The sequence below is a fragment of the Veillonella sp. ACP1 genome (genome assembly GCF_000286635.1).
GTDB lineage: Bacteria > Bacillota > Negativicutes > Veillonellales > Veillonellaceae > Veillonella > Veillonella atypica.
Genome location: NZ_ALKL01000023.1, coordinates 1 through 24,321, shown reverse-complemented (window position 1 = coordinate 24,321; position 24,321 = coordinate 1). Strand labels below are relative to the sequence as shown.

Here is a 24,321-nt window from a genome sequence, read left to right as displayed (position 1 = left end):
GATTATATAATGACTAGAAAACATATAGAAGTTGTTGCTGCCATAATTCAAAAGGGAAACGCTATATTAGCAACTCAACGTGGATATGGTGATTTAAAAGATGGGTGGGAATTCCCAGGCGGTAAGGTTGAGCCTGGAGAAGCGCATGATGAAGCTTTGATTCGTGAAATAAAAGAAGAATTACAGGCAGATATTAATGTAGGTGAAAGACTAATTACTGTTAACTATAATGGTTATGAAAAATTCGATCTGACTATGCATTGCTATTTGTGTACATTAACAGAAGACTCGCATGTAACATTGTTAGAACATGAAGCAGCAAAATGGCTGACTAAGGAGACTTTGTACTCTGTAGATTGGTTGCCTGCAGATATAGAGGCAGTTGATGCTTTATATAAACATTTATAATTGAGATTCATTTGTATATCCCGGCCCTCTCGTATATAATGGTATTAACAGATTTGTATTTTTCGATATAATCACATGAAAGGAGTTATTATGTCTAATTTCATCACTCCTAACGAATTACTACCTATCATGGATGAGGTTATTATCCTCGATGCAAGAGGGTTTGAAGATTATAAACGAGGCCATATCAAAGGCGCTTTTCCTGTAGATATAGATAAGGATTTGACAGGCCCTATCGGTGAACATGGGGGACGTCATCCGTTGCCGGATATGGAACAATTGGCGAAAACCTTTGAAACATTTGGAATCAATGAACACTCCAAGGTTGTTGTTTATGATTCTTGGATTTTCTTGGCCGGTCGTCTTTGGTGGACTTTGCGTTACATGGGCCTTAAAGATGTTCGTGTTTTATCTGGCGGTATTGAACGATGGGTGAAAGAAGGCCATTTGTTGACTAAGGATCCTACGCCTTTGCCTACGGAACCAACGACATTTAACTATACATTGCAAACGGATATGACTATGAGTCGCAACGAGGTATTAGAGGCGAGTAAGTCTGGTTCTCATGTTATCGTCGATGCCCGTGCTCCAGAACGTTATGATGGTTCTGTGGTCGATGTCATGGATGGCATGACAGGCCATATTCCAGGGGCTGTTAACCATTTTTATGAAAGTGGCTATACTTCGGAAGGTCCTCGGTCTATTAAGGACTTAGAAAATGAGTTCTACAATGAAATCTATCAACAAAAACCTGTTGTTACCTATTGTGGATCTGGTGTTACCGCATGTAATGCTCTACTTGTTATGAGTGAAGCGGGACTTAACTCTGCTTTGTATGTAGGTAGTTCTAGCGATTGGGTAACCTATGATGAATTCCCAATTCAAACGGGGGTTGAAACATTATGAGAATGTTAAATCATATTTTATCGGTCGTTGCATTTGCTTATTTATGCTATCATTTGTATACTTACGGCGCTGGTCTATTCAATGTAACGGTTATGATTATCTTTTTGTTATCCGTTGTGGCGAATTACTTTAGATATCGTAAGGAAAACGAAATGAAAGCTAATGAAGCATCGCGACAAGCACGCGCTCAAGCTAAGTATGATCGAAAACATAAACATGCTCGTGAAAGCTAACTTTCACAAATAATATTGTATATAAATGCCTTATAAGGAGTATCAATGAAATTAATATCTTGGAATGTTAATGGATTGCGTGCAGCCGTAACAAAAGGCTTTATCGATTCCTTTAACGAATTAGATGCAGATATTTTCTGCTTGCAAGAAACAAAATTACAACCCCATCAAATTGAATTAGAATTACCAGGTTATGAACAATTTTGGAATAGCGCAGTGAAAAAAGGCTATAGTGGAACCGCTGTATTTACACGTATTAAACCGATTGCAGTAACAAATGGTATCGGCATTGAAGAACATGACCAAGAGGGCCGTGTTATTACTGCTGAATTCGATAATTTCTATCTCGTTTGCTGCTATACACCGAATAGCCAACGTGAATTGGCCCGTTTAGATTATCGTATGGCATGGGAAGATGCTTTCCGTGCATACCTATTAGAGTTGGATAAAAAGAAGCCTGTCATACTCTGTGGTGATCTCAATGTAGCTCATAATGAAATTGATTTGAAAAATCCTAAAACAAATCGAAAGAATGCGGGATTCTCTGATGAAGAGCGTGCTAAGATGACTACATTATTGGAATCTGGTTTTACCGATACATTCCGTTACTTGTATCCTGATGCGGTTGATGAATATAGCTGGTGGTCCTACATGGGCAAGGCCCGCGATAGAAACGTAGGATGGAGAATTGACTATTTTATTACATCTAAACGCTTGGATGATAAGATTAATGAGGCTAAAATCCATCAACAAATCTTTGGTAGTGATCACTGTCCAGTGGAACTCGATATTGAATTATAATATGTGATATGGTGAAAGCTTGGTTTCATATATCGATATTAACGTATAAAGCCTCATCTACGGATGAGGCTTTCATAAGGAGGAACGATGGCACAAAAGCAAAAAGCCGTTGTATTATTTAGCGGCGGCGTAGATAGCACAACATGTTTGGCGCTCGCCATTGAGCGATTTGGCAAAGAGAATGTGGTGCCCTTATCCATACAATACGGCCAAAAACATAGCAAGGAATTAGAGGCTGCAGCCAACGTATTATCATACTACGGCATAGAAGGCAAAACGATGGATGTAACAAAACTGTTTGCATTCAGTAATTCATCCCTATTGAAGCAGTCCACAGAGGACGTCCCTACTGGTTCCTACAAGGAACAACAAGATGAACATGGGGAAGGACCCGTTAGCACATATGTACCATTTAGAAATGGCCTGTTCCTATCCGCTGCGGCATCCTTAGCGTTATCCCTCGATTGTGGCTATATCTATTATGGCGCCCATGCCGATGATGCAGCTGGCAATGCATACCCAGACTGCACCGAAACCTTCTACACATCCATGGGCGATGCCATCTTTGAAGGCTCCGGTAAAGAATGTTCCCTCGAAGCACCATTCATCAATTGCAACAAAGCCGACGTAGTCCGCGAAGGCCTTCGTCTAGGCGTGCCATACCAACTCACCTGGTCCTGCTACGAAGGCGGAGACCACCCATGCGGCCATTGCGGCACCTGCATCGACCGCCAAGAAGCCTTCCGCGCAAACGGTGTAGAAGACCCTGCAAATTAGTTGAGTGCCGTTTGGCGGACTAATGTTAGCATAACGTAAAGAATGCAATTGAGCATATACCGTTATGCTAAAGAATTGACTACTTCTACAGAGCGCTTTAGTAGGTCAAGGCCCTATGCAGAAAACCCGTTTATTAGTTGAGCGCCGTTTGGCGGGCGGATGTTAGGTTAGCGTAAAGAATGCATTGAGCATATACCGTTATGCAATAGAATTGATTGCTTTCGCAGAGCGACTTTAGTAGGTCGAGGTCCTTACCCGAAACCCCGTCAAATTAGTCGTTCGCCGTTTGGTGGACCAATGTTAGCATAATGTAAAGAATGCAATTGAGCATAAACCGTTATGCAATAGAATTGATTGCTTTCGCAGAGCGACTTTAGTAGGTCGAGGCCCTCGGCCGAAGACCGTTAAGCTAGCTGGAGTGGGTGCGAAAGCAATCAATTCTATCACCGCAATAATACCTAGCCGTAATAAATGATTTATGTTATTATAAATAGTGAGCCAAACGGCGAACAACTACATAAGACAGTTTGAAACCATCCTGTCTCTAAACAAAACTACGGAAAACATAAGCACATTCGAGCATGGTAGTTTTGCCATGCTCTTTTTTATTGAAAAGGAGGTGAGTGCATGATTTCTACACGAAAATTAACGATTTCTGCTATGGTAGTAGCATTGTATATTGTTCTTATTTATCTAACCCAAGGAATTTCCTTCGGTGCGTACCAAATTCGTATAGCTACATCTTTATATGCACTTGCTTATGCCTTTCCGTTCTTAATCGTTCCTATGGGCATAGGTAACCTCATTTCTAATTTCTTGTTCGGTGGCCTTGGCATCCTTGATATGGTAGGGGGCTTTGGTGTTGGTATTTTGACGACTGGTATCATCGTATTGATGCGCCGTGCTGGACTTAGCGCGTGGTGGGCGATGCTGCCAATCATCTTAGTACCTGCATTATGCGTACCATTGTGGCTTAGCCCTCTCGTAGGTGTTCCGTACTGGGCATTGGTGATCAATTTATTGATTGGTCAAACAATCCCAGGCATCGTAGGTGCTACATTGGTGAAAGCTCTCGCATCTCGCCGTACAGTAGCCGCTTTGATGAACGCCATTAAATAACTACATAACATATAACATAAAAGGACTGACTTTCACAATGGAAAGCCAGTCCTTTTACTATATGAAATTGTTGGAGAATAACCTTAGCAATTGTAGCCGCGAAGTGTTGTTTCGATGACAAGTCGTTCGAGGGCTACCATGTATGCAGCTAGGCGAGGGGCTACATTGTATTTTTGTTGCATTTGCCATACTGCTTCAAAGCTGTTTTGCATATTTCTAGTGAGGCGTTCATTTACCTCTTCGAGGGACCAGTAGAAGCCAGCTTTGTTTTGCACCCATTCATAGTAGGATACAACTACACCGCCACCATTAGCAAGTACGTCAGGAATAATATCGATGCCTTTTTCAAAAAAGTATGTATCCGCATCATTTGTAGTTGGACCATTAGCACCTTCTAAGATAATCTTAGCACGTACATTTTCCATGTTGTCCTTGTTAAGCTGATTTTCAAGGGCTGCCAGATAGAGGATATCTACATCTTGGGCTAACAATTCTTGGCCGGTAATGGTAGTCATACCTGGTTCGGAGTAACCAACCAAGGAACGACCATGAGAGTTAGCGTATTCATAAGCTTTTTCAACATCGAGGCCATTTGGATTGTATAGATTAACAGCTACGTCGCCGATAGCTACAACCTTAGCACCTGCTTCTGCGATAAGACGAGCACCTACGGAACCGACATTGCCAAAGCCTTGCACAGCAACGGTCATGTTTTTGATGTCTAAGCCTTTTTTAGCTAAATAGCATTGCAATGCGATAAGACAACCACGACCCGTGGCTTCATTACGACCTAGGGATCCGCCCACTTCGATAGGTTTGCCCGTAACGATACCTGGGCTCCATTCGCCTTTTAATGTGCTATATTCGTCAACAATCCAGCTCATAATTTGGGCATTCGTATTTACATCTGGCGCAGGAACGTCCGTATTAACGCCGATGATAGGCGCAATGCGACGTACAAAGTTACGCGTTAACCGTTCTAATTCGCGAGGGTTCAATGTTTTAGGATCAACCTTGATGCCCCCTTTACCACCACCATAAGGGATATTAGCGATAGCATTTTTTATAGTCATCCAAGCTGCTAATGCACGAACTTCGTTTTCATCAGAATCTGGATGAAAACGAAGACCGCCCTTGGCACTGCCACGCAATGTGGAGTGTTGGCAACGATAGCCTTCATATACGCGGACTTCGCCATTATCTAGTTGGAGTGGAACGGATACCTTTAGTTCGCGCTCTGGATGGCGTAGTACTTCATAATCATTTCTTGTGTAGCCAAGCTTTTCGGCCGCTACATCAAGTGTGTTTAACATGTTTTCATAGGGATTATAGTTTTGCATATAAAAGTCCTCCTGATAATTCAGAATCAATGGATCGTTTAAATGTCTTGCTATTTATTGTATTCGACATGGACGAATGAATACCCTACATACAATGTTAACTATATTCTATAGTTGGATATGATTGTAAATAGTTAGAGCTTTCACAAAAAATAGGGTCCTTATTCCAAAGAATAAAGACCCTAAGAATCGGTATATATTATTTTTCGATTGTATCTTCTACAGGTGTAGCAGGTACAGAGGAATCTGTAGTTTGACCTTCGCCCCACCATACAACACCGAATGTATGATTAAGAACGGAACGGTTAAATACAGGTGTATCGATACCGGCTTTACGTTGTTTGATGTAATCATCAAGCGCAAGACCTGCGGTACGTCCCATACGAACGATGGAGCTAATGTTTGTTAACACTAAGAACGCCATGAATAAGTCGGCTAAGTTCCATACGAGATCAAGAGATGCGATAGAGCCGATGAATGTCATTAGGACTACGCCGATACGGAATAAATGGAGACAATATTTTTTGTCTGTTAAGTGGCTGATGTTGATTTCACCATAGTAGTAGTTACCGATAAGGGAACTAAAGGAGAACATTACGATGAATACAGCAACAGCAGTAGGTGCCCAGGAACCGAGTTCTTGAGCTAGGTTATGTTGCACAAGTGCTACACCAGTAAGCCCTGTTGTGCTATAGTCGCCAACCATGAGAACGATAAACGCGGATGCTGTACAGATAATGAATGTATCAAGGAATACACCGAATGCTTGAACAAGGCCTTGTTCTACAGGGTGATTAACAGCGGCTGTTGCAGCTGCGTTTGGTACAGAACCTTCACCTGCTTCGTTGGAGAATAGACCACGTTTAATACCATTCATTACAGTAGCACCTAATAGACCGCCACCGGCTGCAGATGGTTCAAATGCAGATGTAACGATTGTATAGATTACATGAGGGAATTGGCTGATATTGGAGATGACTACGAATAAGGCAGTCGCAATGTAAAGAACAGCCATGATTGGAACGATGATTTCAGATGCTTTGGCAACGCGGCTGATACCACCAAAGATGATAAGACCGACAAGTACGGCTACAACAACACCGGTATAGGCTACATCAAAGTTGAAAATTTGAAGGGATGCAGCCAATGTGTTGGCTTGTACAGAGTTGTAAATCCAACCATAGGTAATGCTGATTAAAATAGCGAATAAAACCGCTAGAAATTTGTTGTTAAGACCATAGCGGATATAGTAGGCTGGACCACCGTAGAAACCGCCTTTGGCAACAGGTTCCTTGTAAATTTGAGCGAGTGTACTTTCAATAAAGCCAGTAGCAGCACCGATAAGGGCGATAACCCACATCCAGAACACGGCACCAGGACCACCGAGTACAACGGCGATAGCGATACCAGCGATGTTACCAACACCTACGCGAGATGCGGTACTAACGCAGAATGCTTGGAATGAGGATACATGGTTCTTTTCTGTTTTAGAACCAGCGCCAGAAGCGACAAGGCGAACCATTTCCTTAAACATGCGGATTTGGACGGCACCAGTGGTCATCGTAAAGAAGAGACCAGCACCGATGAGAATAAAGATGATCAAGTAGTTCCACAGGTAGGTATTGACCGTGGAGACTGCATCATTGAGTAGAGCTTCCATAAAACTCACCTTTCTTTAATAACACTATAAAATTTGTATCTATTGTACCAAAAAATGAAATATTCTTCTATAGAATATAACAAACACGCATACATAAATGCAATTTATATCTATGTATGCGTGTAACAGGTATCCAATTATGTGATTATTATGTGTTATATATTTTCTGTACTAAAGGATTTGGCATCCTCCATGCCTTGTAATAAGGTTTGTTCAGAATGTTCCATGTGGATACGCGCTAGTTTACGAGCTTGTACCGCGTTATGGGATGCGATGGCTTCGACCAAGAGGCGATGCTCTTCCCACGTTTTGCGTAACCGACCTGGTTGGTTCATGGAAAAGCTGCGGAATCGGTATGTTTGTTCCCGCAAGTTGTGGACGATGTCTGCTAAGCGTTCATTACGGGAAGCCTTGTAGAGGACCTCGTGAAATGCTACGTCTGCGGCTACTACACTATCCATATCTTTGTTTTCCATGTGATCGCCGATTTCCACGAGCATGCGCTCTAGCGTTTCTATTTCATCGCTTGTAATGCGCTCTGCTGCAAGGCCAGCGGCTAATTCTTCAAGGGCGGAACGGATTTCGAATACTTGGGTAATATCCTTTAACGAAATATTTGCCACATAGGTACCGCGACGTGGGACCATTACGACGAATCCCTCAAGTTCGAGTTTGCGAATAGCTTCGCGGATAGGGGTTCTGCTCACACCGAGTTCTTCGGCGAGAGGAATTTCCATGAGGCGCTCGCCCGGTTTAAGGGTGCCATCCTGAATGGCTGAGCGTAATGTTTCACTCACTACTTCGCTTAATGGTTTATAGGCATCTAGACGTATAGGTTGCAATCGTTTTGTCATTGTACCTCCTCCTGTGTGCAGGTTTTTGTAATTAGTGAAAGCCAGTTATGACCAGCTTTTTTGATTTCTTCTTGTAAGGACAATGCTTGAGCCGGTTTTTCTAACAACACAACCATGGTAGGGCCACTACCGGTCATGATGGTTGGATAGTCGCGGCTCGTAAAGAACTCTTTACACGTAATCAGTTCGTCGTGATCAGGGAATAATAATTCTTCAAATGTATTAGCGCTATTTGTGAAAGCCCCATACATATCATTTTGTTCCAAATGGTGTAATACATTAGTAATTGTATCTGATGTGGCGTTGGACTGGCCGTTATAACGACCGTAGGCTACTGCAGTGGATACAGAAATTTCAGGTTTTACCAATAATAGCCAATGAGGCTCAGGGGATGGGTGATAGACGAGTTCTTCGCCGCGACCTGTACCACGAGCCGTGCCACCTTTTAATAAGAATGGTACATCGGAGCCGAGTTTAGCACCTAATGTCATCAACTCATCCATGGTGAGGCGCAAATCCCAAAACTTATTGAGGCCTAGTAGCATCGCTGCTGCATCTGCGCTGCCACCGCCAAGACCTGCCGCTGCGGGTACGCGTTTCATGAGGTGAATAGCGGCGCCTGCCTTACATCCTGTATACTTTTGTACTTCGCGCAATGCTTTTAATGCTAAATTGCGTTCATCATAGGGGATGAGATCTTGAATGTATTGTGGTAACTCTGGTGCTACACCGGAGAATACAACGGAGTGATGTTTGGCAAAGTAGATGGAGTCCGCCAAACGAATAGACTGGAATATACTGTCGATATTGTGATATCCGTCATCGCGTTTACCAGTAATAGCAAGGCCGATATTGATTTTACTATGACCTAATTGTTCGATACTTTTTGACATAAAATCCTCGATGCGACATATGATTTGTACAAATTTCTATACCATTCGTACATGAGATTAAAAATGATTGAAAATAAACATTAAGTAGTTTATGATGAGACTGTATATGTATGTAAATATATAGTGATAATGCTATATATTCAATTAATTAATTATAGAATATTTATAGTGAAATGGCAATTTAGGGAGGCCTATATGTGGTCTAAATATAAAGATGATGTATACCAATGTATAATCGTTGCCATTGGCTGTGCTATTTTTGGCGCTGGCCTTGATGCGTTTGTGTTACCGCACAAATTGGTGAGCACTGGAATTAGTGGTATTGGTCTTATACTCTATTACATCACAGGACTTTCCGTTGGTACATGGAATGTGATTTTAAACATTCCTATATTTTGGGCGGCTTGGCACTGGCTAGGTAAGCGCGTGGTTGTCAATACCTTGTACGGTACCGTCATGTTGTCCTGGATGGTAGATGCCTTTGATTTCTTGCAATACAATATGGTCATTTCTGATCCATTATTGAGTTCTATGATGGCTGGTCTTACAACGGGGGTAGGCCTCGGTATGGTATATCGTGTTGGCGGTAATACGGGTGGACTTGATCCGATAGCATTGATCGTCCGAAAATACTATGGACTTCAAATGGGATCCATTAATAGTGTCATCAATGCTGCTATCTTAGCAGCTGCTGTATTTGTGGTTGGCTTAGAGGCTGTAGCGGTTACACTCGTATCGTTGTATGTATATACGATTATTACTAATAAGGTCGTCATTGGTTTTAATCAACGAAAGGTAGCTTTCATCATTACCTATCGAACCTATGAGGTCTGTGATGCGGTCATTAGTAAGGTCGGCCGTGGTGCGACGATTATCAATGGTATCGGTGCTTATACTAGAACGCCGAAACAGATTGTAATGGTAGCGGTTAATTTGCTGCAAGTCAATAAATTAAAAGAAGTTATAGAAGAAGTGGATAATGAGGCTTTCATTCTCATCACAGATGCACAAGAGGTTATCGGCAAAGGATTCACTACACCTGTTGTGCCGACGCCGATAGAAAATCTCGTCAAAGAATGTAAGGATAATGCTCATTATGTAGAACACAAAGATTAGAATAAGGAGGCTAGCATGGCTCATGCATTAGCAGGAAAACCTGTTCAAGAACAAGATATTATAGATGTACAGACCATTGTAGATGCGTACTTTGATAATGTTCCAGATATGACAAATCCTACACAATTGGTTTCATTCGGTACATCTGGCCATCGTGGTACCTCCGTAGATGGTACATTTACAGACCTTCATGTGGCTGCTATTACACAAGCCATTTGTGATGGTCGTAAACAATTTGGTGCTACTGGTCCTATATTCGTAGGCCAAGATACGCATGCATTATCTCAGCCCGCACTTGTGACCGTGCTTGAGGTATTAGCTGGTAATGGCGTTACAGCTATGGTAGATTGTGATATGGCTTTCGTCCCAACACCTTCTGTATCACGCGCTATTATTCGATACAATGAAGAACATGACGATAAGGCGGACGGTATCATTATTACACCGTCTCACAACCCGCCTGATAATGGGGGCATTAAATATAATACGATTATCGGTGGTCCTGCTGATACGGTGGTGACAAAATGGATTGAGATGCGTGCCAACGAGTATTTGACTGCCTATTGTGAAAGCGAGGACTTTAAGCGCATTAGTATAGATAATATTGAACCTACTGCACAAGTGCCATATGACTATAAAGGCTTATATGTGGAAGAATTAGGCGATGTTATTAATATGGAGGCCATTAAAGCGGCCGGTCCAAAGGTATTGGTGGACACATTAGGTGGTAGCGGTGCCAGCTATTGGAATGCTATCAAGGAACGATATGGTCTTGATTTAACTATCATTCATGATGATTATGATCCGACCTTTAGTTTTATGACCTATGACCATGATGGCAAAGTTCGTATGGACTGTTCTTCCACTTATGTGATGGCTTCGGTTATTAATCGAATCGGGGATTTTGATTTAGCAGTTGGTAATGATCCTGATTATGATCGCTATGGCATTGTCGTGTCCAGTGGGCTTATATCGGCTAATACATTTTTAACATTAGCAGCTCGCTATTTATTTACCACGCGCGGATGGAAAAATAAGGGTGTTGGTAAGACTGTTGTATGCACTACGATGATTGATAAATGGGCTGCTGATGCTGAAATTCCTGTGTTTGAAGTACCTGTGGGCTTTAAATATTTTTCACAGCTTTTATTTGATGGAGCCATTGGCATAGGTGGTGAAGAAAGTGCGGGCGCTTCCTTCTTGAAAAAGGATGGCACTGTTTGGACTACCGATAAAGATGGTATGATTATGGCTTTGTTAAGTATGGAAATCATGGCTGTTATGGGAAAATCTGCACTAAAAATGGCTGACGAATTTGTTGAGGAGTTTGGAAATCCAAGTTTTGGCCGTATTGATGCACCATGCAAAAAAGAGCAAAAACAAATCCTAAAACAAATGAGTGCTGAATTAATTACTGCCACTGCTGTTGATGGTGATCCCATCACGAATATTCGTACCACATCATTGTATAATGATATGCCAATCGATGGTGTACGCGTAGAAACTGATAAAGGGTGGTTCGTAGCTAGACCATCTGGTACAGAAGATTTATACAAAATTTATGGTGAAAGTTACAAAGGCGATTTAGGTCTTGTGGCACTACTCACTGCAGGTGAGGAAATTGTCAATGCTGCATTAAATGGCACAATAGAGACCGAATGAGCATTCTCATAAAGTTTTCACGCTCTTAATATGATATATGTGATATAATATATTAATATGGTTTATAGAATGAATGAATTTTCATTTACATAGTTTGTAGTGAGTCAGAAAAGGTGATTGTATGAAATTAGTAGTTACCGTAGTTGGTGTCGACCGTGTAGGTATCATTGCTGGTGTCAGCAGTATTTTGGCAGACCATAAAGTAAATATCTTATCTATTAACCAAACGATTCTAGATGGTTTGTTTAATATGATTATGATGTGTGAAACCGAAACTAACGACGTAAAAGATTTAACATCTATTCAAGATGCTTTATCCGAACTAGGTAATACATTAGGCGTAGAAATTCGTGCGCAACATGCTGATATTTTCCTTAGCATGCACCGCGTAGGATAAGGAGGCGCACATGTTATCTATTGACAATATTCTTGAAACGAATCAGATGATTCATGATAACAAGCTCGATGTGCGTACCATTACAATGGGCATTAGCTTGTTAGAATGTGCATCTAGCTCTGGTAAAGAACTCTGCAATCGCATTTATGACCGTATTACCAAAGAAGCTGAACATTTGGTTAAAACCGGTGAGGACATTGAGCGTGAATTTGGTGTGCCTATCATCAATAAACGTATTTCTGTAACACCGATTTCCTTAGTGGCTGGTGGCAGTGATTTAACATCTTATGTACCAATTGCAGAAGCGCTTGACCGCGCAGCCAAAACTGTGGGTGTTAATTTTATCGGTGGTTTTTCTGCACTCGTTACGAAAGGTGAGACTAAAGCTGACCGTATTCTTATCGATTCTATTCCTGAAGCGTTAGCCACAACAGACATCGTTTGTAGTTCTGTTGGTGTTGGTTCCACTAAAACAGGTATCAACATGGATGCAGTTCGTGATATGGGCATTATCGTTAAAAAGACGGCTGACCTTACTAAAGATAATGATGCACTTGGTTGTGCTAAGCTCGTTATTTTCTGTAATCCTGTAGAAGATAATCCATTTATGGCAGGTGCTTTCTTCGGTGTAACCGAAGGTGATAGCGCTATTTCCGTAGGTGTATCTGGCCCAGGTGTTGTAAAACATGCTCTTGAAGCAGTGCGTGGTGAACCATTTGACGTTGTGGCCGAAACTATTAAACGTACGGCGTTCAAAATTACACGTGTTGGTCAATTGGTAGCACAAGAGGCATCTCGTCGCCTTGGTAAACCATTTGGTATCATCGACTTGTCCTTGGCACCAACGCCTGCAGTAGGTGACTCCGTAGCTCATGTACTTGAAGAAATGGGCTTATCTTCCTGTGGTTGCCATGGCACTACAGCAGCATTAGCCTTGTTAAACGATGCGGTGAAAAAAGGTGGTCTTATGGCATCCTCTCACGTAGGCGGTTTAAGTGGTGCTTTCATTCCGGTTTCTGAAGATGCAGGCATGATTGATGCTGTATCTTGCGGTAGTCTATCCCTTGATAAATTAGAAGCTATGACTTGTGTATGTTCCGTAGGTCTCGATATGATTGCTATTCCTGGCGACACATCAGCAGATACAATTTCTGCTATCATCGCCGACGAATCTGCTATCGGCATGATTAATAATAAAACAACAGCAGTCCGCGTTATCCCAGTTCCTGGTAAAACCGTTGGTGAAGTTGTTGAATTTGGCGGCCTTCTTGGCTATGCTCCAATTATTGAAGTAAGTCCATACAGCGCAGCTGAGTTTATTGCTCGTGGCGGTCGTATTCCAGCACCTATTCGCAGCTTAACAAACTAAGTTGAAACCTCGAATCTGTTGAATTCGAGTTGTTGGAGGTGTACTTATGAGTGAGTATGTGCCTGATTATGTGTGGGCCTTTGTGTTGGCTCTCGTCATAACCTTTGCACTAACCCCCTTGGTAAAACGGTTTGCCGTTGCCGTAGGGGCCATTGATAAACCTGATGCTCGTAAAGTGCATCATGGTGCTATTCCCCGTCTTGGTGGATTGGCTATTTTTCTTGGTTATATAGGATCTGTGTTATTTAACAATAGTATTCCTCATGACCATAAATTATTCGGGTTCGTATTGGGTACTGTAATTTTAGTCCTTGTTGGTATTTGGGACGATATCCGACAAATTGAACCGAAGACGAAATTGATGGGGCAAATTATTGCTGCCGCCATTCTTGTGGCCTATGATATTCGCGTAGACTTTATCAACCTCCCTTGGGGTGGTGTAGTTTATTTAAAGTATTGGGCCATTCCGTTGACCATATTCTGGATTGTAGGATTTACAAATATTGTCAATCTAATCGATGGGCTTGATGGCTTGGCAGCAGGGATTTCCTTTATCGCTTGTATTGCCGTATGTGCGATGACATTACAATTAGGTCAAATTGATTTAGCTTGTATCGCATTGGCTCTTGCAGGTGCGACGGTAGGTTTCTTGCGGTACAATTTTAATCCCGCTAAGATATTCATGGGAGATACCGGTTCGATGCTCCTCGGCTATACCTTAGCAGCTATATCTGTTATGGGGGCCGTGAAAACGGCAGCTACCATTGCTTTAGTTGTTCCAGCTATCGTTCTTGGTTTACCTATATTAGATACATTGTTTGCTATCGTACGTCGTAAGATTAGTGGACGACCTATCTTTAAACCAGATAAAGGTCATGTACACCATCGTTTATTGGCACAAGGCTTATCTCAAAAACAAGCAGTATTGATGATGTATGCCGTTACCGCTCTCTTCGGTGGTGTTTCGGTTATCGTTGCAGAGGTTAATGCTTGGATTGGTTGCGTACTAGTCTTAGCCATTTTCCTATGTAGTATCTATGTGGCTCGTCGCTTAGGTGTTATTACACATAGTGATGCGGCGGGACATCCCTTACCACGCCCTACAATTGAACGTAGCGATTTAGATGAAACTATTTCGTTTGATCGCAAAGAATTGGCAAAAGCATTAGAGCATGCAGATGATGACTCTAAAAAAGAGTAACCAATGTAGGGGCGCAATGCGCCCCTTTTTTATTAGACTCTGTGGAGGATGAGTAAATGTTGAAAGTAATGACTATCTTTGGTACAAGACCAGAGGCAATCAAAATGGCTCCGCTAGTAAAAGCCTTAGAAGCGGCACCAGATATGGAGCCGATTGTAACTGTAACAGCACAACATAGAGATATGCTCGACCAAGTGTTGCGCCTGTTTGACATTACGCCTGATTATGATTTGAATATCATGAGCCAAGGTCAAACGTTGTACGATGTGACAAATCGTGCATTGATGGGATTAAAATCCGTTTTAGAAGAAGCAAAACCTGATGTAGTACTCGTTCATGGTGATACGACAACAACCTTTGCAGGTGCGTTGGCATCCTTTTACCAAGAAATCCCAGTAGGTCATGTGGAGGCAGGCCTTCGTACAGGCGATATTTACTCTCCATTTCCAGAAGAGATGAACCGCAAATTAACAGGTTCCTTGGCAACATATCATTTTGCACCTACCGCTAGTTCTGAAGCGAATTTAAAACGAGAAAATATTAATACTGATCACCTTTATGTTACTGGTAATACTGTAATTGATGCACTAGATACAACGGTAAAAGATAATTATGTCTTTGATGATGCGGCTATTAATGCACTCGATCCAAATAAGCGTACAGTTCTTGTTACCACACATCGTCGTGAAAACCTTGGTGAACCTATGCGCCATGTGTATCAAGCCATTCGTGATTTATTGAATGATTTTGATGATATTCAAGTGGTATTCCCAGTACATAAAAATCCTAAAGTTCGTCAAGTAGTTCGAGAGGAACTAGGGGATGTTGACCGTGTTACACTTATCGATCCTCTTGATTATGAGCCATTTGCAAACTTGATGGCTAAGTCCTATTTAATTCTTACAGATTCTGGCGGAATTCAAGAAGAGGCCCCCGCTCTCGGTAAACCAGTTCTCGTATTGCGTGATACTACAGAACGCCCAGAGGCTGTTGATGCTGGTACAGTACGCCTTGTAGGTACTGATAAAGACGCGGTATATAAAGCTGCTCATGAGCTATTACATGATGCAGCAGCGTATAAGACGATGTCGAATTCGGTTAACCCCTATGGTGATGGCAAAGCATCTGAGCGTATCTTGCAAGCTTTACGTCACGAGTTCTTAGGCGATGCTAATCGTCCTAATCGATTTGGTAAATAATATGGACAAGGATATGGTGAAAGCTCTGGCGATGGCTACATCGGCAGGGCTGACCCTTCTATTTTGTATCGGTGGATTTATCTGGATAGGATATAAACTGGATACATGGATGGATACCATGCCATTATGCATGGTTATTCTTGGATTATTCGGTGCCCTAACAGGCTTTTATATGTTATATAAACAGGTTAAATAGTGAGGTATTTATGAATCAATATATTAAATTCATACGTCATGTGCTATGGGCCTGTTTTTTTGTTACCTTTTTAGGCCTACTTGTCCAATATATTGTGGGCTGGAATCAGTACGTGCTCGGTTGGTTATGGGGCATGTTGACTATGATGGTTTATTTAGTACTGTTAGGTCTACATAATAAAGGGCTAGCATATGGCAATCCACACCAGGCTGTAGCTAAGGCGCGACGTCAAATGATGTGGCGATTGGCTCTGATTGGCGCCTTCGTAGTTATAGGATTGCAAATACCTGGTGTACGAGCTGAAAGTTTATTGATTTCAGTTGTACTTATACAGCCTGTATTGTATATCGTGTTTTGGCGATTAAGTAAGTAATAAAATTTATTGCATTGGGCGATAGGACTAAATCGCATGAAATAAGGATTAATTACATTCCTATTATGAATTTTAAATGCATAAAATGCATTTTTAATATGTAAATCACGAATTGTTTACTCCAGAAGTGTTGATTATATACCTATAAAGAGGTATGATAATACATAGATATATATTATATGGATATATATAAAATTTATATTGCTACGTGAGAAAGGGGTTGAGTCTGTGGAACTGCATGCGGGTCACCATCAAGTAGTACAGTGGCTAGGTTTATCGTTTAACATCGATACCTTAATTGCTACGTGGATTACGATGGCGATCGTCATCATCATTTCCGTGCTTGCTACGCGAAATCGAGCATTAGTGCCTTCGGGTGTTCAAAATGTAGTGGAAACTATATTGGAAGCATTAGAAGGTCAATTATCGCCAACGCTTGGGAAACACTGGCCGATGGTGAGTTCATTGTTATTCACATTCTTCTTATTTATCTTTGTTGGTAATGAGCTTGGTTTATTGCCAACGCTACATGCTGTTACTTCGCCTACGGCGGATATTAATACAACAGCAGCACTCGCATTGTGCAGTAGCTTTATAGTTTGGGGAATGGGGATTAAAGTAAAAGGCTTATCTTATTTTAATCATTTCTTACAGCCTTATAAGGCTATGCTAGTTCTAAACATATTTGAAGAAATAGCAAAACCTATCACATTAGCTTTCCGTCTATTTGGTAATATTGTAGCTGGCGAAATTTTATTGGAAATCCTTTATAATTTGCCTTGGTTCGTACCTGTACCATGGGTTTGGATTGCTTTTAGTTTATTTATTGGTATTATTCAAGCTTTTATTTTTACAGTTCTAACAGCCAACTATTTAGGTATGGCATTAAGTGAAGAACACTAATTTTAATGGAGGATTTATTATGGAAGTTCAAGGTTTATTCGCATTAGCTGCGGCAATCGCAGTAGGTTGTGGTGCTATCGCGGCAGGTATTGGTGACGGCATGGTAGCTAGTAAAGTTATTGAAGGTATTACACGTCAACCTGAATTGCGCGGTCAATTAATGTCCACAATGTTCGTAGCTATCGGCTTAATCGAAGCTATGCCTATCATCGGCGTAGTAGTTGCTTTCATTTTATTGTTCAGATAATAGCGAGGAGGAACGACCTTGGTAGATTTAACGCTAGGGACAATTCTTGCTCAAATGCTAAACTTTTTTATATTAGTTTGGATTTTGGCCCGTTTTGCATATAAACCATTGGTTTCTATGATGCAAGAGCGTAAAGAACGCATTGCTAAGGACTTAGCAGATGCTCAAGCTGCTCGTAATGAAGCGGAACAATTCAAAGCTGATTATGCTGCGCAAATAGCGAATGCACGTCAAGAGGCTCAACAAATCGTTGAAAAGGCAGTGCAACAAGCAGAAGCGACTACGCGTGAACAATTGGCAGCAGCTCGTGAACAAATTGAACGTGAAAAAGAACGAGCTCGTCAAGATATCGTAAACGAACGTGATCGTGCTATGAATAATTTGCGTAACGAAGTTATTTCCTTATCTGTTGCAATGGCGACTAAGGTTGTGGCAAAAGATATGGACAGCGAAACTAATACAAAATTAATTGAAGACGCTATTGCGAAACTTGATAGTAAAACGATAGGGTTGTGATATTATGAGCACAGAAATTGTAGCAGATAAATACAGTTCAGCTATGTTAGAGCTAGCTCAAGAACAAGGTAATTTAGTAACTACAGAAGAAAATCTTTTATATGTGGCCTCTGTTCTTAATGAACAACCAGAATTGGTAGGGTTTATTAATAATCCTATTGTGGAAGCAGATGCAAAGATTTCTCTACTTGGAAAGGTCTTTGGCACTGCTGTAGAAAAGACAGTACTTCATTTCATGTATGTCATGGTTAAACGTGGCAGATATCGTTATTTGCAAGATACAATTAGAGCTTTCATAAAAAAATCTCGAGAAGCACGAGGTATTTTAGAAGCAATTGTAACTGTAGCAGAACCATTAACTGATACATTGCGTGATGATGTACAAGCTAAATTACAAGCGATGACTGGCAAGGATGTCATTGTATTGGTGCGTCAAGACCCTAGAATCATGGGTGGTATTATCATTCAAATCGGTGATAAACGCATTGATGGATCGATTGCACGTCGCTTAGACGAATTGAAAAAAACGTTAGTACGAACTGACTCTATTAGATTGGGGTGAATGGGTATATATGAAAATGAAGCCTGAAGAAATCACTGCTATAATCAAACAGCAGATTCAGGACTATGATGTTGACCTTAATGTCGATGACGTGGGTACTGTCCTCGACGTAGGGGATGGCATCGCCCATATTTATGGTCTTGAAAGAGCCATGGCCGGTGAATTGTTAGAATTACCACACGGCGTATATGGCCTGGTTTTGAACTTAGAATTAGACAATGTTGGTGCCGTACTACTTGGTGACGACTTCTTAATTAAAGAAGGCGATGAAGTACGCCGTACCGGCAAAATCATGGACGTACCAGTAGGGGATGCCCTTATTGGTCGCGTAGTTAATCCGTTGGGGCAACCTATCGATGGCAAGGGTGCTATTCAAGCGACAGAACGTCGTCCTGTAGAACATCCAGCACCTGGTATTGCGGATCGTCAATCTGTAAACGAACCTTTGCAAACAGGTTTGAAGGCTATCGATGCGATGGTACCAATTGGCCGTGGTCAACGTGAGCTTATCATTGGTGACCGTGGTACAGGTAAAACAGCAATTGCTCTTGATACAATCATCAACCAAAAAGGTAAAGATGTTATCTGTATCTATGTAGCAATTGGTCAAAAAGAATCTACTGTAGCTCGTGTAGTACAAAAGTTAGAAGAAACTGGCGCATTGGATTATACAATCGTCGTTTCTGCTAGTGCTTCTACAGGGGCTCCATTACAATACATTGCTCCGTATGCAGGTGTTGCAATGGGCGAATATTTCATGTACAAAGGAAAACATGTACTCTGCGTATATGATGACTTAACAAAACAAGCGGCTGCATACCGCGCTATGTCTCTATTATTACGCCGTCCACCAGGGCGTGAAGCGTATCCAGGGGACGTATTCTACTTACACAGCCGTCTATTGGAACGTGCTGCGAAACTTTCACCAGAACTTGGTGGCGGTTCTATTACAGCTTTGCCTATCATTGAAACGCAAGCGGGTGACGTATCAGCCTACATTCCTACAAACGTAATTTCCATTACAGATGGTCAAATTTTCTTGGGTACAGATATGTTCTACTCCGGTATTCGTCCTGCTGTTGACGTAGGTTTGTCCGTATCTCGTGTAGGTGGTAGTGCGCAAACTAAAGCGATGAAACAAGTAGCTGGTCAATTGCGTTTGGACCTTGCACAATATCGTGAATTAGCAGCATTTGCTCAGTTCGGTTCTGATCTTGATGCAGCTACAAAAGCACAATTGGACCGCGGTGAACGTTTGACTGAAATGTTGAAACAAGGTCAATATGAGCCAATGAGTGTAGCCGAAATGGTTATTAACCTATACGCTGGTACTAAGGGATACTTAGCTAGCATTCAAGTAGCTGATGTGTTGGCATTCGAAGCGGAATTATTGCGTTTTATTCGTGCAAATTATCCTGAAATTATCAGCAATATTGAAAGCACAAATAAACTTGATGAAGCAACAGAAAACTTGTTAAAACAAGCTATTCCAGAATGTGTAGAAGCCTTTGGTGCTACACATACATTAGTTTCCCGTAAGGAGGCGTAATGTATGGCTAGTGCACAAGATTTGCGAAAGCGTATAAAGAGTGTTACTAATACGCAACAAATAACAAAAGCGATGAAGATGGTAGCTTCTGCTCGTCTTCGTAGGGCTCAAGCAAAAGCTGATGCAACGCGGCCATACGCAGAAAAAATAGGGCAAATCTTGCGTCATATCTCCACTAGTGATTTACGAGATTATGTAAGTCCTCTACTTGAAAGTAGACCTGTAAAACGGACTTGTTATATCGTTATCGGTGCTGACAAGGGCCTTGCAGGCGCCTATTCGTCTAACGTATTAAAATTGGCAATAGAACAAATCGGTCAAAAAACACCTGATGAATATTGCCTCATTACAGCTGGGCGAAAACCAAAGGATAGTTTAAAATCTCGTCACTATCATATTGATCAATCGTACAGTGGTTTTTCCGATAAACCGAGTTACGAACATGCGCGACATATTATGGATCATGCACTTTCATTATATGAACGTCATGAAGTTGACGAAGTTATCATGATTTATACGCGCTTTGTAAATTCTATGACGCAAATTGCACAGGCAGAGTGCATTCTACCGTTAGAGCAACCAGATGATGAAGTAAAGGGCGAAGAGTATGAATTTATGCCGGACCCTGCAGCAGTTCTGGATGCATTATTACCAAAATATTTAGAAATTACCGTATATAATGGATTATTACAAGCGGCGGCAAGTGAATTAGGTGCTCGTATGACAGCTATGACATCTGCTACTGATAATGCTGGGGATCTCATCAGTTCCTTAGGGCTTGAATATAATAAATTACGTCAATCCAGTATTACGAATGAAATTTCTGAAATTGTTGGCGGTGCCAATGCCTTGCAATAGATAAGGAGAGACCTCTTAATGAGTAATAATATTGGGAAAGTGGTGCAGGTCATCGGCCCAGTTGTAGACGTGCGTTTTGAAGCTGGTCATTTACCAGCTATCTATAACGCCATTCACATCTACCATGACCATAAAGCGCACGATAGACAAAAAATTGTAGTAGAAGTTATGCAACACTTAGGGGACGATATGGTTCGCTGCGTTGCTATGAGTTCTACTGATGGTATGACCCGTGGTATGGAAGCAGAAGACACTGGTGCTGCAATCTCCGTACCAGTTGGTGAAGGCGTATTGGGTCGTATCTTTAATGTGTTGGGTGAAACCGTAGACCATGATCCAGCTCCTGTAGTAGCAGATGAAATGTGGCCTATCCATCGTCCAGCACCTAAATTTGATGACCTTTCACCAGATACACAAATTCTTGAAACGGGTATCAAAGTCGTAGACTTGATCGCACCATACGTAAAAGGTGGTAAAATCGGTTTGTTCGGCGGTGCCGGCGTAGGGAAAACAGTATTGATTATGGAATTGATTCACAATGTTGCCACAGAACATGGTGGCTATTCCGTATTCTCTGGTGTAGGTGAACGTACTCGTGAAGGTAATGACCTTTGGAACGAAATGAAGGAATCCGGCGTTATTAATAAAACAGCCTTGGTATATGGACAAATGAATGAGCCACCAGGGGCTCGTATGCGCGTTGGTTTGACAGGTCTTACAATGGCTGAATATTTCCGTGATGTGAAGAAACAAGACGTGCTCTTGTTTATCGATAACATCTTCCGTTTTATTCAAGCTGGTTCCGAAGTATCTGCCCTTTTAGGTCGTATGCCATCTGCTGTAGGTTATCAACCTACATTGGCAAATGACGTAGGTGCCTTACAAGAACGTATTACATCTACAAAAGAAGGTTCCATTACGTCTGTACAAGCCGTATACGTACCTGCCGATGACTTGACTGACCCTGCACCAGCAGCTACATTTGCTCACTTGGATGCAACAACAGTATTGTCTCGGTCCATCGCGGAACTTGGTATTTATCCTGCCGTAGATCCACTTGATTCTACAAGCCGTATTTTGGACCCTCATGTGCTTGGGGATGAACATTATAACGTGGCTCGTGGCGTTCAAGAAGTGTTGCAAAAATATCGCGACTTACAAGATATCATCGCAATTCTAGGTATGGAAGAATTATCTGATGAAGATAAGTTAACTGTATCTCGAGCTCGTAAAATTCAACGTTTCTTGAGTCAACCATTCTTCGTAGCAGAAGTATTTACCGGTTCTCCTGGTAAATATGTACCATTACAAGAAACATTGCGTGGCTTTAAAGAAATCCTTGATGGTAAACATGATGATTTACCAGAAGGCGCATTCTATATGGTTGGTACCATTGATGAAGCCGTTGCAAAAGCAAAGGAAATGCAAGAGAAGGGGGAATAATCCATGGCGGAACCTATGACCCTAACGATAATAACACCTGATGCGATTGTATATGATGGTAAGGCTGATTTTTTCGTAGGGCATGCTATCGATGGCGAATTTGGTGTATTGCCTAATCATGCACCTATGATTATTGCCCTAGATATAGCCCCTTTACGTGTCGATAATCCTGATGGACAACAGCATACATTTGCTGTTTTCGGGGGCTTTGTTGAAATTGAACACAACAAGGTGAGCATTGTAACACCTAATTGTGAAAGTCCAGAAACCATCGATATCGATCGCGCGAAACGAGCAAAAGAACGCGCTGAAGGACGTTTGTCTAACCCTACACCTGATATAGATGTAGAGCGTGCTGAACTCGCCTTAGCACGGGCATTACTTCGTTTAAAGGTAACACAACGCATATAGTAGTTATACATTGATATAGCCTTGGTAAATAAGGAGTACTCTTGGAGTACTCCTTATTTGCTTGTATACGCAAAAAGGGTGTCACCCATGTGGGTGACACCCTTTTGCTGTTGCATTGTTTTGAATTATAATACACTAACACCTTTTAGAGAGTAAGCTGTATTTTTTGGTTGTTCCACTTGAAATTCATAGTCTGGAACAACTGGCATTTCTGCATTAATACCAGGAGCTTGATAACGATCTCGATCCGTTGGAACACGTTTATATGGTAATTGTTCAAGTAAGTCTTTTATGACTTTATTCCATATGGATTTATGTGTTGGCATAGTCAAGGTATCATCGATTTGGTTAAAACCACTACGGATGGTGTGAACGATACCTTCATTCGTATCGTAGAAATAAATCATAGCAGATACTTTAGCTTGAATGTGAATGTCGTCGCTATCATCATGATAGTATTGGCTGAGATAGGACGTTGGTAATTGTACATATATGTCTTGCATTGGCACCGGCATAATGACAATTTCGGAATGTTGTGATGCTGCCACTTCGGCTAAATCAACAGCTGTGATTTGTGCTAATGGTGTGTTGGTGCTTACTACGGTTGTATCGTAGTATGGATAGCGCAAGACATTTGCCACTGAATCGGATAAATATTTACCAAAGGCAGCCGTATTTTCATTGCGCAATGTTGTTGGCACTACAAGTGTTACCTTGCGAGATGGGAAATTATCTAAATGGCCATCGTAGTTAGCCTTTCCCACTGTAGATGGTGTATTTGACGTGGTCGAAGTAATTTGAATCGGCGACGTTTTGATAGTGCCAGGATCAGGGATGATCTTTACTGGCGCAATAGGAATAGAACGGGGTTTTGTAGTTTGAGCATCTACATTTGCTGCATTAGCGATTGTGAAAGTTGAAACAAATGCTAAGGCGAGACAAAAACTGATACGCATGGTTGCTTCTCTAAAGTTCATATTCGACTCTCCTTGATATAAATATAATCAAAACTATATCTTACAGTATACCATAGTTGCAATAAAAAAGAAGCAAGCCTCAGCTTGCTTCTTACTGTGGTGGACGATGACAGGATCGAACTGCCGACATCCTGCTTGTAAGGCAGGCGCTCTCCCAGCTGAGCTAATCGTCCATGTGGTGACCCGTCCGGGAATCGAACCCGGGATACCGCCGTGAAAGGGCGGTGTCTTAACCGCTTGACCAACGGGCCAATATTGGCTCCCCGAGTAGGACTCGAACCTACGACCGATCGGTTAACAGCCGATTGCTCTACCAACTGAGCTATCGAGGAATAATATAGTGATTATTAT

General features: G+C 41.6%; 27 protein-coding genes and 3 tRNA genes. 22 read left to right on the top strand and 8 right to left on the bottom strand.

Going from position 1 to position 24,321, the window contains the following annotated elements; genetic code table 11:
• Window positions 1–9: 9 nt before the first annotated feature.
• From HMPREF1151_RS08045 to HMPREF1151_RS08020, 6 genes are all read left to right on the top strand, one after another.
• The gene (locus HMPREF1151_RS08045; RefSeq protein ID WP_009661683.1) at window positions 10–408 is read left to right on the top strand and encodes a (deoxy)nucleoside triphosphate pyrophosphohydrolase; all 399 of its coding nucleotides are present in this window, start codon (window positions 10–12) and stop codon (window positions 406–408) included.
• 90 nt (window positions 409–498) lie between these two features.
• A complete protein-coding gene (locus tag HMPREF1151_RS08040) occupies window positions 499–1,314 on the top strand; it encodes a sulfurtransferase (protein ID WP_009661686.1) in 816 nt (271 codons plus the stop codon).
• A complete protein-coding gene (locus HMPREF1151_RS08035) occupies window positions 1,311–1,547 on the top strand; it encodes a hypothetical protein (RefSeq protein ID WP_009661682.1) in 237 nt (78 codons plus the stop codon). The genes HMPREF1151_RS08040 and HMPREF1151_RS08035 overlap by 4 nt, the downstream gene beginning before the upstream one ends.
• A gap of 45 nt (window positions 1,548–1,592) precedes the next feature.
• Window positions 1,593–2,348, top strand: a complete 756-nt coding sequence (locus tag HMPREF1151_RS08030; RefSeq protein ID WP_009661689.1) for an exodeoxyribonuclease III — start codon at window positions 1,593–1,595, stop codon at window positions 2,346–2,348.
• Window positions 2,349–2,435: 87 nt separating this feature from the next.
• Window positions 2,436–3,125 carry a 7-cyano-7-deazaguanine synthase QueC gene (gene queC, locus HMPREF1151_RS08025; RefSeq protein WP_009661678.1) on the top strand — a complete coding sequence of 230 codons (690 nt, stop codon included), beginning with the start codon at window positions 2,436–2,438 and terminating at the stop codon, window positions 3,123–3,125.
• A 627-nt stretch (window positions 3,126–3,752) separates the two neighbouring features.
• Entirely contained in the window at window positions 3,753–4,244 is a 492-nt protein-coding gene (locus HMPREF1151_RS08020; protein ID WP_009661691.1) for a QueT transporter family protein, read from the top strand.
• An 83-nt stretch (window positions 4,245–4,327) separates the two neighbouring features.
• Here HMPREF1151_RS08020 and HMPREF1151_RS08015 read toward each other — a convergent pair whose 3' ends face one another.
• The 4 genes from HMPREF1151_RS08015 to ispE all read right to left on the bottom strand — a co-directional run bounded on the left by HMPREF1151_RS08015 (window position 4,328) and on the right by ispE (window position 8,991).
• Entirely contained in the window at window positions 4,328–5,584 is a 1,257-nt protein-coding gene (locus tag HMPREF1151_RS08015; protein WP_009661694.1) for a Glu/Leu/Phe/Val dehydrogenase, read from the bottom strand.
• Window positions 5,585–5,783: 199 nt separating this feature from the next.
• Complete coding sequence (locus HMPREF1151_RS08010; RefSeq protein ID WP_005383979.1) at window positions 5,784–7,244, bottom strand: sodium:alanine symporter family protein; 1,461 nt, start codon at window positions 7,242–7,244, stop codon at window positions 5,784–5,786.
• A gap of 155 nt (window positions 7,245–7,399) precedes the next feature.
• On the bottom strand, window positions 7,400–8,098 hold the full coding sequence (locus tag HMPREF1151_RS08005) for a GntR family transcriptional regulator (protein WP_009661680.1): 699 nt from the start codon (window positions 8,096–8,098) through the stop codon (window positions 7,400–7,402).
• The gene (gene ispE, locus HMPREF1151_RS08000) at window positions 8,095–8,991 is read right to left on the bottom strand and encodes a 4-(cytidine 5'-diphospho)-2-C-methyl-D-erythritol kinase (protein ID WP_009661698.1); all 897 of its coding nucleotides are present in this window, start codon (window positions 8,989–8,991) and stop codon (window positions 8,095–8,097) included. Before ispE ends, HMPREF1151_RS08005 begins: the two co-directional genes overlap by 4 nt.
• 195 nt (window positions 8,992–9,186) lie before the next feature.
• On the opposite strand from ispE, the gene HMPREF1151_RS07995 reads away from it, so the two are divergent.
• From HMPREF1151_RS07995 to atpC, 16 genes are all read left to right on the top strand, one after another.
• Entirely contained in the window at window positions 9,187–10,107 is a 921-nt protein-coding gene (locus tag HMPREF1151_RS07995; protein WP_009661684.1) for a YitT family protein, read from the top strand.
• Between the two features lie 15 nt (window positions 10,108–10,122).
• A complete protein-coding gene (locus HMPREF1151_RS07990; protein WP_009661693.1) occupies window positions 10,123–11,769 on the top strand; it encodes a phosphoglucomutase in 1,647 nt (548 codons plus the stop codon).
• 121 nt (window positions 11,770–11,890) lie between these two features.
• Entirely contained in the window at window positions 11,891–12,166 is a 276-nt protein-coding gene (locus tag HMPREF1151_RS07985; RefSeq protein WP_005377141.1) for an ACT domain-containing protein, read from the top strand.
• Between the two features lie 10 nt (window positions 12,167–12,176).
• Window positions 12,177–13,535 carry a PFL family protein gene (locus HMPREF1151_RS07980; RefSeq protein ID WP_009661679.1) on the top strand — a complete coding sequence of 453 codons (1,359 nt, stop codon included), beginning with the start codon at window positions 12,177–12,179 and terminating at the stop codon, window positions 13,533–13,535.
• A 46-nt stretch (window positions 13,536–13,581) separates the two neighbouring features.
• On the top strand, window positions 13,582–14,736 hold the full coding sequence (locus tag HMPREF1151_RS07975; RefSeq protein WP_009661695.1) for a glycosyltransferase family 4 protein: 1,155 nt from the start codon (window positions 13,582–13,584) through the stop codon (window positions 14,734–14,736).
• A 56-nt stretch (window positions 14,737–14,792) separates the two neighbouring features.
• Entirely contained in the window at window positions 14,793–15,935 is a 1,143-nt protein-coding gene (gene wecB, locus HMPREF1151_RS07970) for a non-hydrolyzing UDP-N-acetylglucosamine 2-epimerase (protein ID WP_005377046.1), read from the top strand.
• Window position 15,936: 1 nt separating this feature from the next.
• Window positions 15,937–16,131, top strand: coding sequence for an AtpZ/AtpI family protein (locus tag HMPREF1151_RS07965; protein ID WP_009661687.1), 195 nt, complete (start codon window positions 15,937–15,939; stop codon window positions 16,129–16,131).
• A gap of 10 nt (window positions 16,132–16,141) precedes the next feature.
• The gene (locus tag HMPREF1151_RS07960) at window positions 16,142–16,504 is read left to right on the top strand and encodes a hypothetical protein (protein ID WP_005377033.1); all 363 of its coding nucleotides are present in this window, start codon (window positions 16,142–16,144) and stop codon (window positions 16,502–16,504) included.
• A gap of 228 nt (window positions 16,505–16,732) precedes the next feature.
• Window positions 16,733–17,407, top strand: a complete 675-nt coding sequence (gene atpB, locus HMPREF1151_RS07955; RefSeq protein ID WP_005377061.1) for a F0F1 ATP synthase subunit A — start codon at window positions 16,733–16,735, stop codon at window positions 17,405–17,407.
• Window positions 17,408–17,426: 19 nt separating this feature from the next.
• On the top strand, window positions 17,427–17,654 hold the full coding sequence (gene atpE / locus HMPREF1151_RS07950) for a F0F1 ATP synthase subunit C (RefSeq protein ID WP_005377043.1): 228 nt from the start codon (window positions 17,427–17,429) through the stop codon (window positions 17,652–17,654).
• A gap of 18 nt (window positions 17,655–17,672) precedes the next feature.
• Window positions 17,673–18,170, top strand: coding sequence for a F0F1 ATP synthase subunit B (gene atpF / locus HMPREF1151_RS07945; RefSeq protein ID WP_005381595.1), 498 nt, complete (start codon window positions 17,673–17,675; stop codon window positions 18,168–18,170).
• Window positions 18,171–18,174: 4 nt separating this feature from the next.
• Entirely contained in the window at window positions 18,175–18,732 is a 558-nt protein-coding gene (atpH, locus tag HMPREF1151_RS07940; RefSeq protein ID WP_009661685.1) for an ATP synthase F1 subunit delta, read from the top strand.
• Window positions 18,733–18,742: 10 nt separating this feature from the next.
• Window positions 18,743–20,281, top strand: coding sequence for a F0F1 ATP synthase subunit alpha (atpA, locus tag HMPREF1151_RS07935; RefSeq protein ID WP_005377173.1), 1,539 nt, complete (start codon window positions 18,743–18,745; stop codon window positions 20,279–20,281).
• A gap of 3 nt (window positions 20,282–20,284) precedes the next feature.
• The gene (atpG, locus tag HMPREF1151_RS07930; RefSeq protein WP_005383954.1) at window positions 20,285–21,139 is read left to right on the top strand and encodes an ATP synthase F1 subunit gamma; all 855 of its coding nucleotides are present in this window, start codon (window positions 20,285–20,287) and stop codon (window positions 21,137–21,139) included.
• An 18-nt stretch (window positions 21,140–21,157) separates the two neighbouring features.
• A complete protein-coding gene (gene atpD, locus HMPREF1151_RS07925; RefSeq protein ID WP_009661688.1) occupies window positions 21,158–22,582 on the top strand; it encodes a F0F1 ATP synthase subunit beta in 1,425 nt (474 codons plus the stop codon).
• A gap of 3 nt (window positions 22,583–22,585) precedes the next feature.
• Window positions 22,586–22,993 carry an ATP synthase F1 subunit epsilon gene (atpC, locus tag HMPREF1151_RS07920; protein WP_005377150.1) on the top strand — a complete coding sequence of 136 codons (408 nt, stop codon included), beginning with the start codon at window positions 22,586–22,588 and terminating at the stop codon, window positions 22,991–22,993.
• 125 nt (window positions 22,994–23,118) lie between these two features.
• On the opposite strand, the gene HMPREF1151_RS07915 is transcribed toward atpC, so the two are convergent.
• From HMPREF1151_RS07915 to HMPREF1151_RS07900, 4 genes are all read right to left on the bottom strand, one after another.
• Window positions 23,119–23,970, bottom strand: coding sequence for a hypothetical protein (locus HMPREF1151_RS07915; protein WP_009661692.1), 852 nt, complete (start codon window positions 23,968–23,970; stop codon window positions 23,119–23,121).
• Window positions 23,971–24,067: 97 nt separating this feature from the next.
• Window positions 24,068–24,143 (bottom strand) — tRNA-Val (locus HMPREF1151_RS07910).
• A gap of 3 nt (window positions 24,144–24,146) precedes the next feature.
• Window positions 24,147–24,221, bottom strand: a tRNA-Glu gene (locus tag HMPREF1151_RS07905).
• 5 nt (window positions 24,222–24,226) lie between these two features.
• A tRNA-Asn gene (locus HMPREF1151_RS07900) sits at window positions 24,227–24,302 on the bottom strand.
• Window positions 24,303–24,321 lie beyond the last annotated feature (19 nt).

Excerpts from the sequence above, each read along its gene's own strand:
- atpA (WP_005377173.1), top strand. The coding sequence starts at position 18,743 with ATGAAAATGAAGCCTGAAGAAATCACTGCTATAATCAAACAGCAGATT.
- atpD (WP_009661688.1), top strand. The coding sequence starts at position 21,158 with ATGAGTAATAATATTGGGAAAGTGGTGCAGGTCATCGGCCCAGTTGTA.
- HMPREF1151_RS07965 (WP_009661687.1), top strand. The coding sequence starts at position 15,937 with ATGGACAAGGATATGGTGAAAGCTCTGGCGATGGCTACATCGGCAGGG.
- atpG (WP_005383954.1), top strand. The coding sequence starts at position 20,285 with ATGGCTAGTGCACAAGATTTGCGAAAGCGTATAAAGAGTGTTACTAAT.
- HMPREF1151_RS08030 (WP_009661689.1), top strand. The coding sequence starts at position 1,593 with ATGAAATTAATATCTTGGAATGTTAATGGATTGCGTGCAGCCGTAACA.
- HMPREF1151_RS07915 (WP_009661692.1), bottom strand. The coding sequence starts at position 23,970 with ATGAACTTTAGAGAAGCAACCATGCGTATCAGTTTTTGTCTCGCCTTA.
- HMPREF1151_RS08015 (WP_009661694.1), bottom strand. The coding sequence starts at position 5,584 with ATGCAAAACTATAATCCCTATGAAAACATGTTAAACACACTTGATGTA.
- HMPREF1151_RS08045 (WP_009661683.1), top strand. The coding sequence starts at position 10 with ATGACTAGAAAACATATAGAAGTTGTTGCTGCCATAATTCAAAAGGGA.
- queC (WP_009661678.1), top strand. The coding sequence starts at position 2,436 with ATGGCACAAAAGCAAAAAGCCGTTGTATTATTTAGCGGCGGCGTAGAT.
- wecB (WP_005377046.1), top strand. The coding sequence starts at position 14,793 with ATGTTGAAAGTAATGACTATCTTTGGTACAAGACCAGAGGCAATCAAA.
- HMPREF1151_RS08035 (WP_009661682.1), top strand. The coding sequence starts at position 1,311 with ATGAGAATGTTAAATCATATTTTATCGGTCGTTGCATTTGCTTATTTA.
- HMPREF1151_RS07995 (WP_009661684.1), top strand. The coding sequence starts at position 9,187 with ATGTGGTCTAAATATAAAGATGATGTATACCAATGTATAATCGTTGCC.
- atpC (WP_005377150.1), top strand. The coding sequence starts at position 22,586 with ATGGCGGAACCTATGACCCTAACGATAATAACACCTGATGCGATTGTA.
- HMPREF1151_RS07990 (WP_009661693.1), top strand. The coding sequence starts at position 10,123 with ATGGCTCATGCATTAGCAGGAAAACCTGTTCAAGAACAAGATATTATA.
- HMPREF1151_RS08010 (WP_005383979.1), bottom strand. The coding sequence starts at position 7,244 with ATGGAAGCTCTACTCAATGATGCAGTCTCCACGGTCAATACCTACCTG.
- HMPREF1151_RS07975 (WP_009661695.1), top strand. The coding sequence starts at position 13,582 with ATGAGTGAGTATGTGCCTGATTATGTGTGGGCCTTTGTGTTGGCTCTC.
- HMPREF1151_RS08020 (WP_009661691.1), top strand. The coding sequence starts at position 3,753 with ATGATTTCTACACGAAAATTAACGATTTCTGCTATGGTAGTAGCATTG.
- atpE (WP_005377043.1), top strand. The coding sequence starts at position 17,427 with ATGGAAGTTCAAGGTTTATTCGCATTAGCTGCGGCAATCGCAGTAGGT.
- HMPREF1151_RS08040 (WP_009661686.1), top strand. The coding sequence starts at position 499 with ATGTCTAATTTCATCACTCCTAACGAATTACTACCTATCATGGATGAG.
- HMPREF1151_RS08005 (WP_009661680.1), bottom strand. The coding sequence starts at position 8,098 with ATGACAAAACGATTGCAACCTATACGTCTAGATGCCTATAAACCATTA.
- ispE (WP_009661698.1), bottom strand. The coding sequence starts at position 8,991 with ATGTCAAAAAGTATCGAACAATTAGGTCATAGTAAAATCAATATCGGC.
- atpH (WP_009661685.1), top strand. The coding sequence starts at position 18,175 with ATGAGCACAGAAATTGTAGCAGATAAATACAGTTCAGCTATGTTAGAG.
- HMPREF1151_RS07980 (WP_009661679.1), top strand. The coding sequence starts at position 12,177 with ATGTTATCTATTGACAATATTCTTGAAACGAATCAGATGATTCATGAT.
- HMPREF1151_RS07960 (WP_005377033.1), top strand. The coding sequence starts at position 16,142 with ATGAATCAATATATTAAATTCATACGTCATGTGCTATGGGCCTGTTTT.
- HMPREF1151_RS07985 (WP_005377141.1), top strand. The coding sequence starts at position 11,891 with ATGAAATTAGTAGTTACCGTAGTTGGTGTCGACCGTGTAGGTATCATT.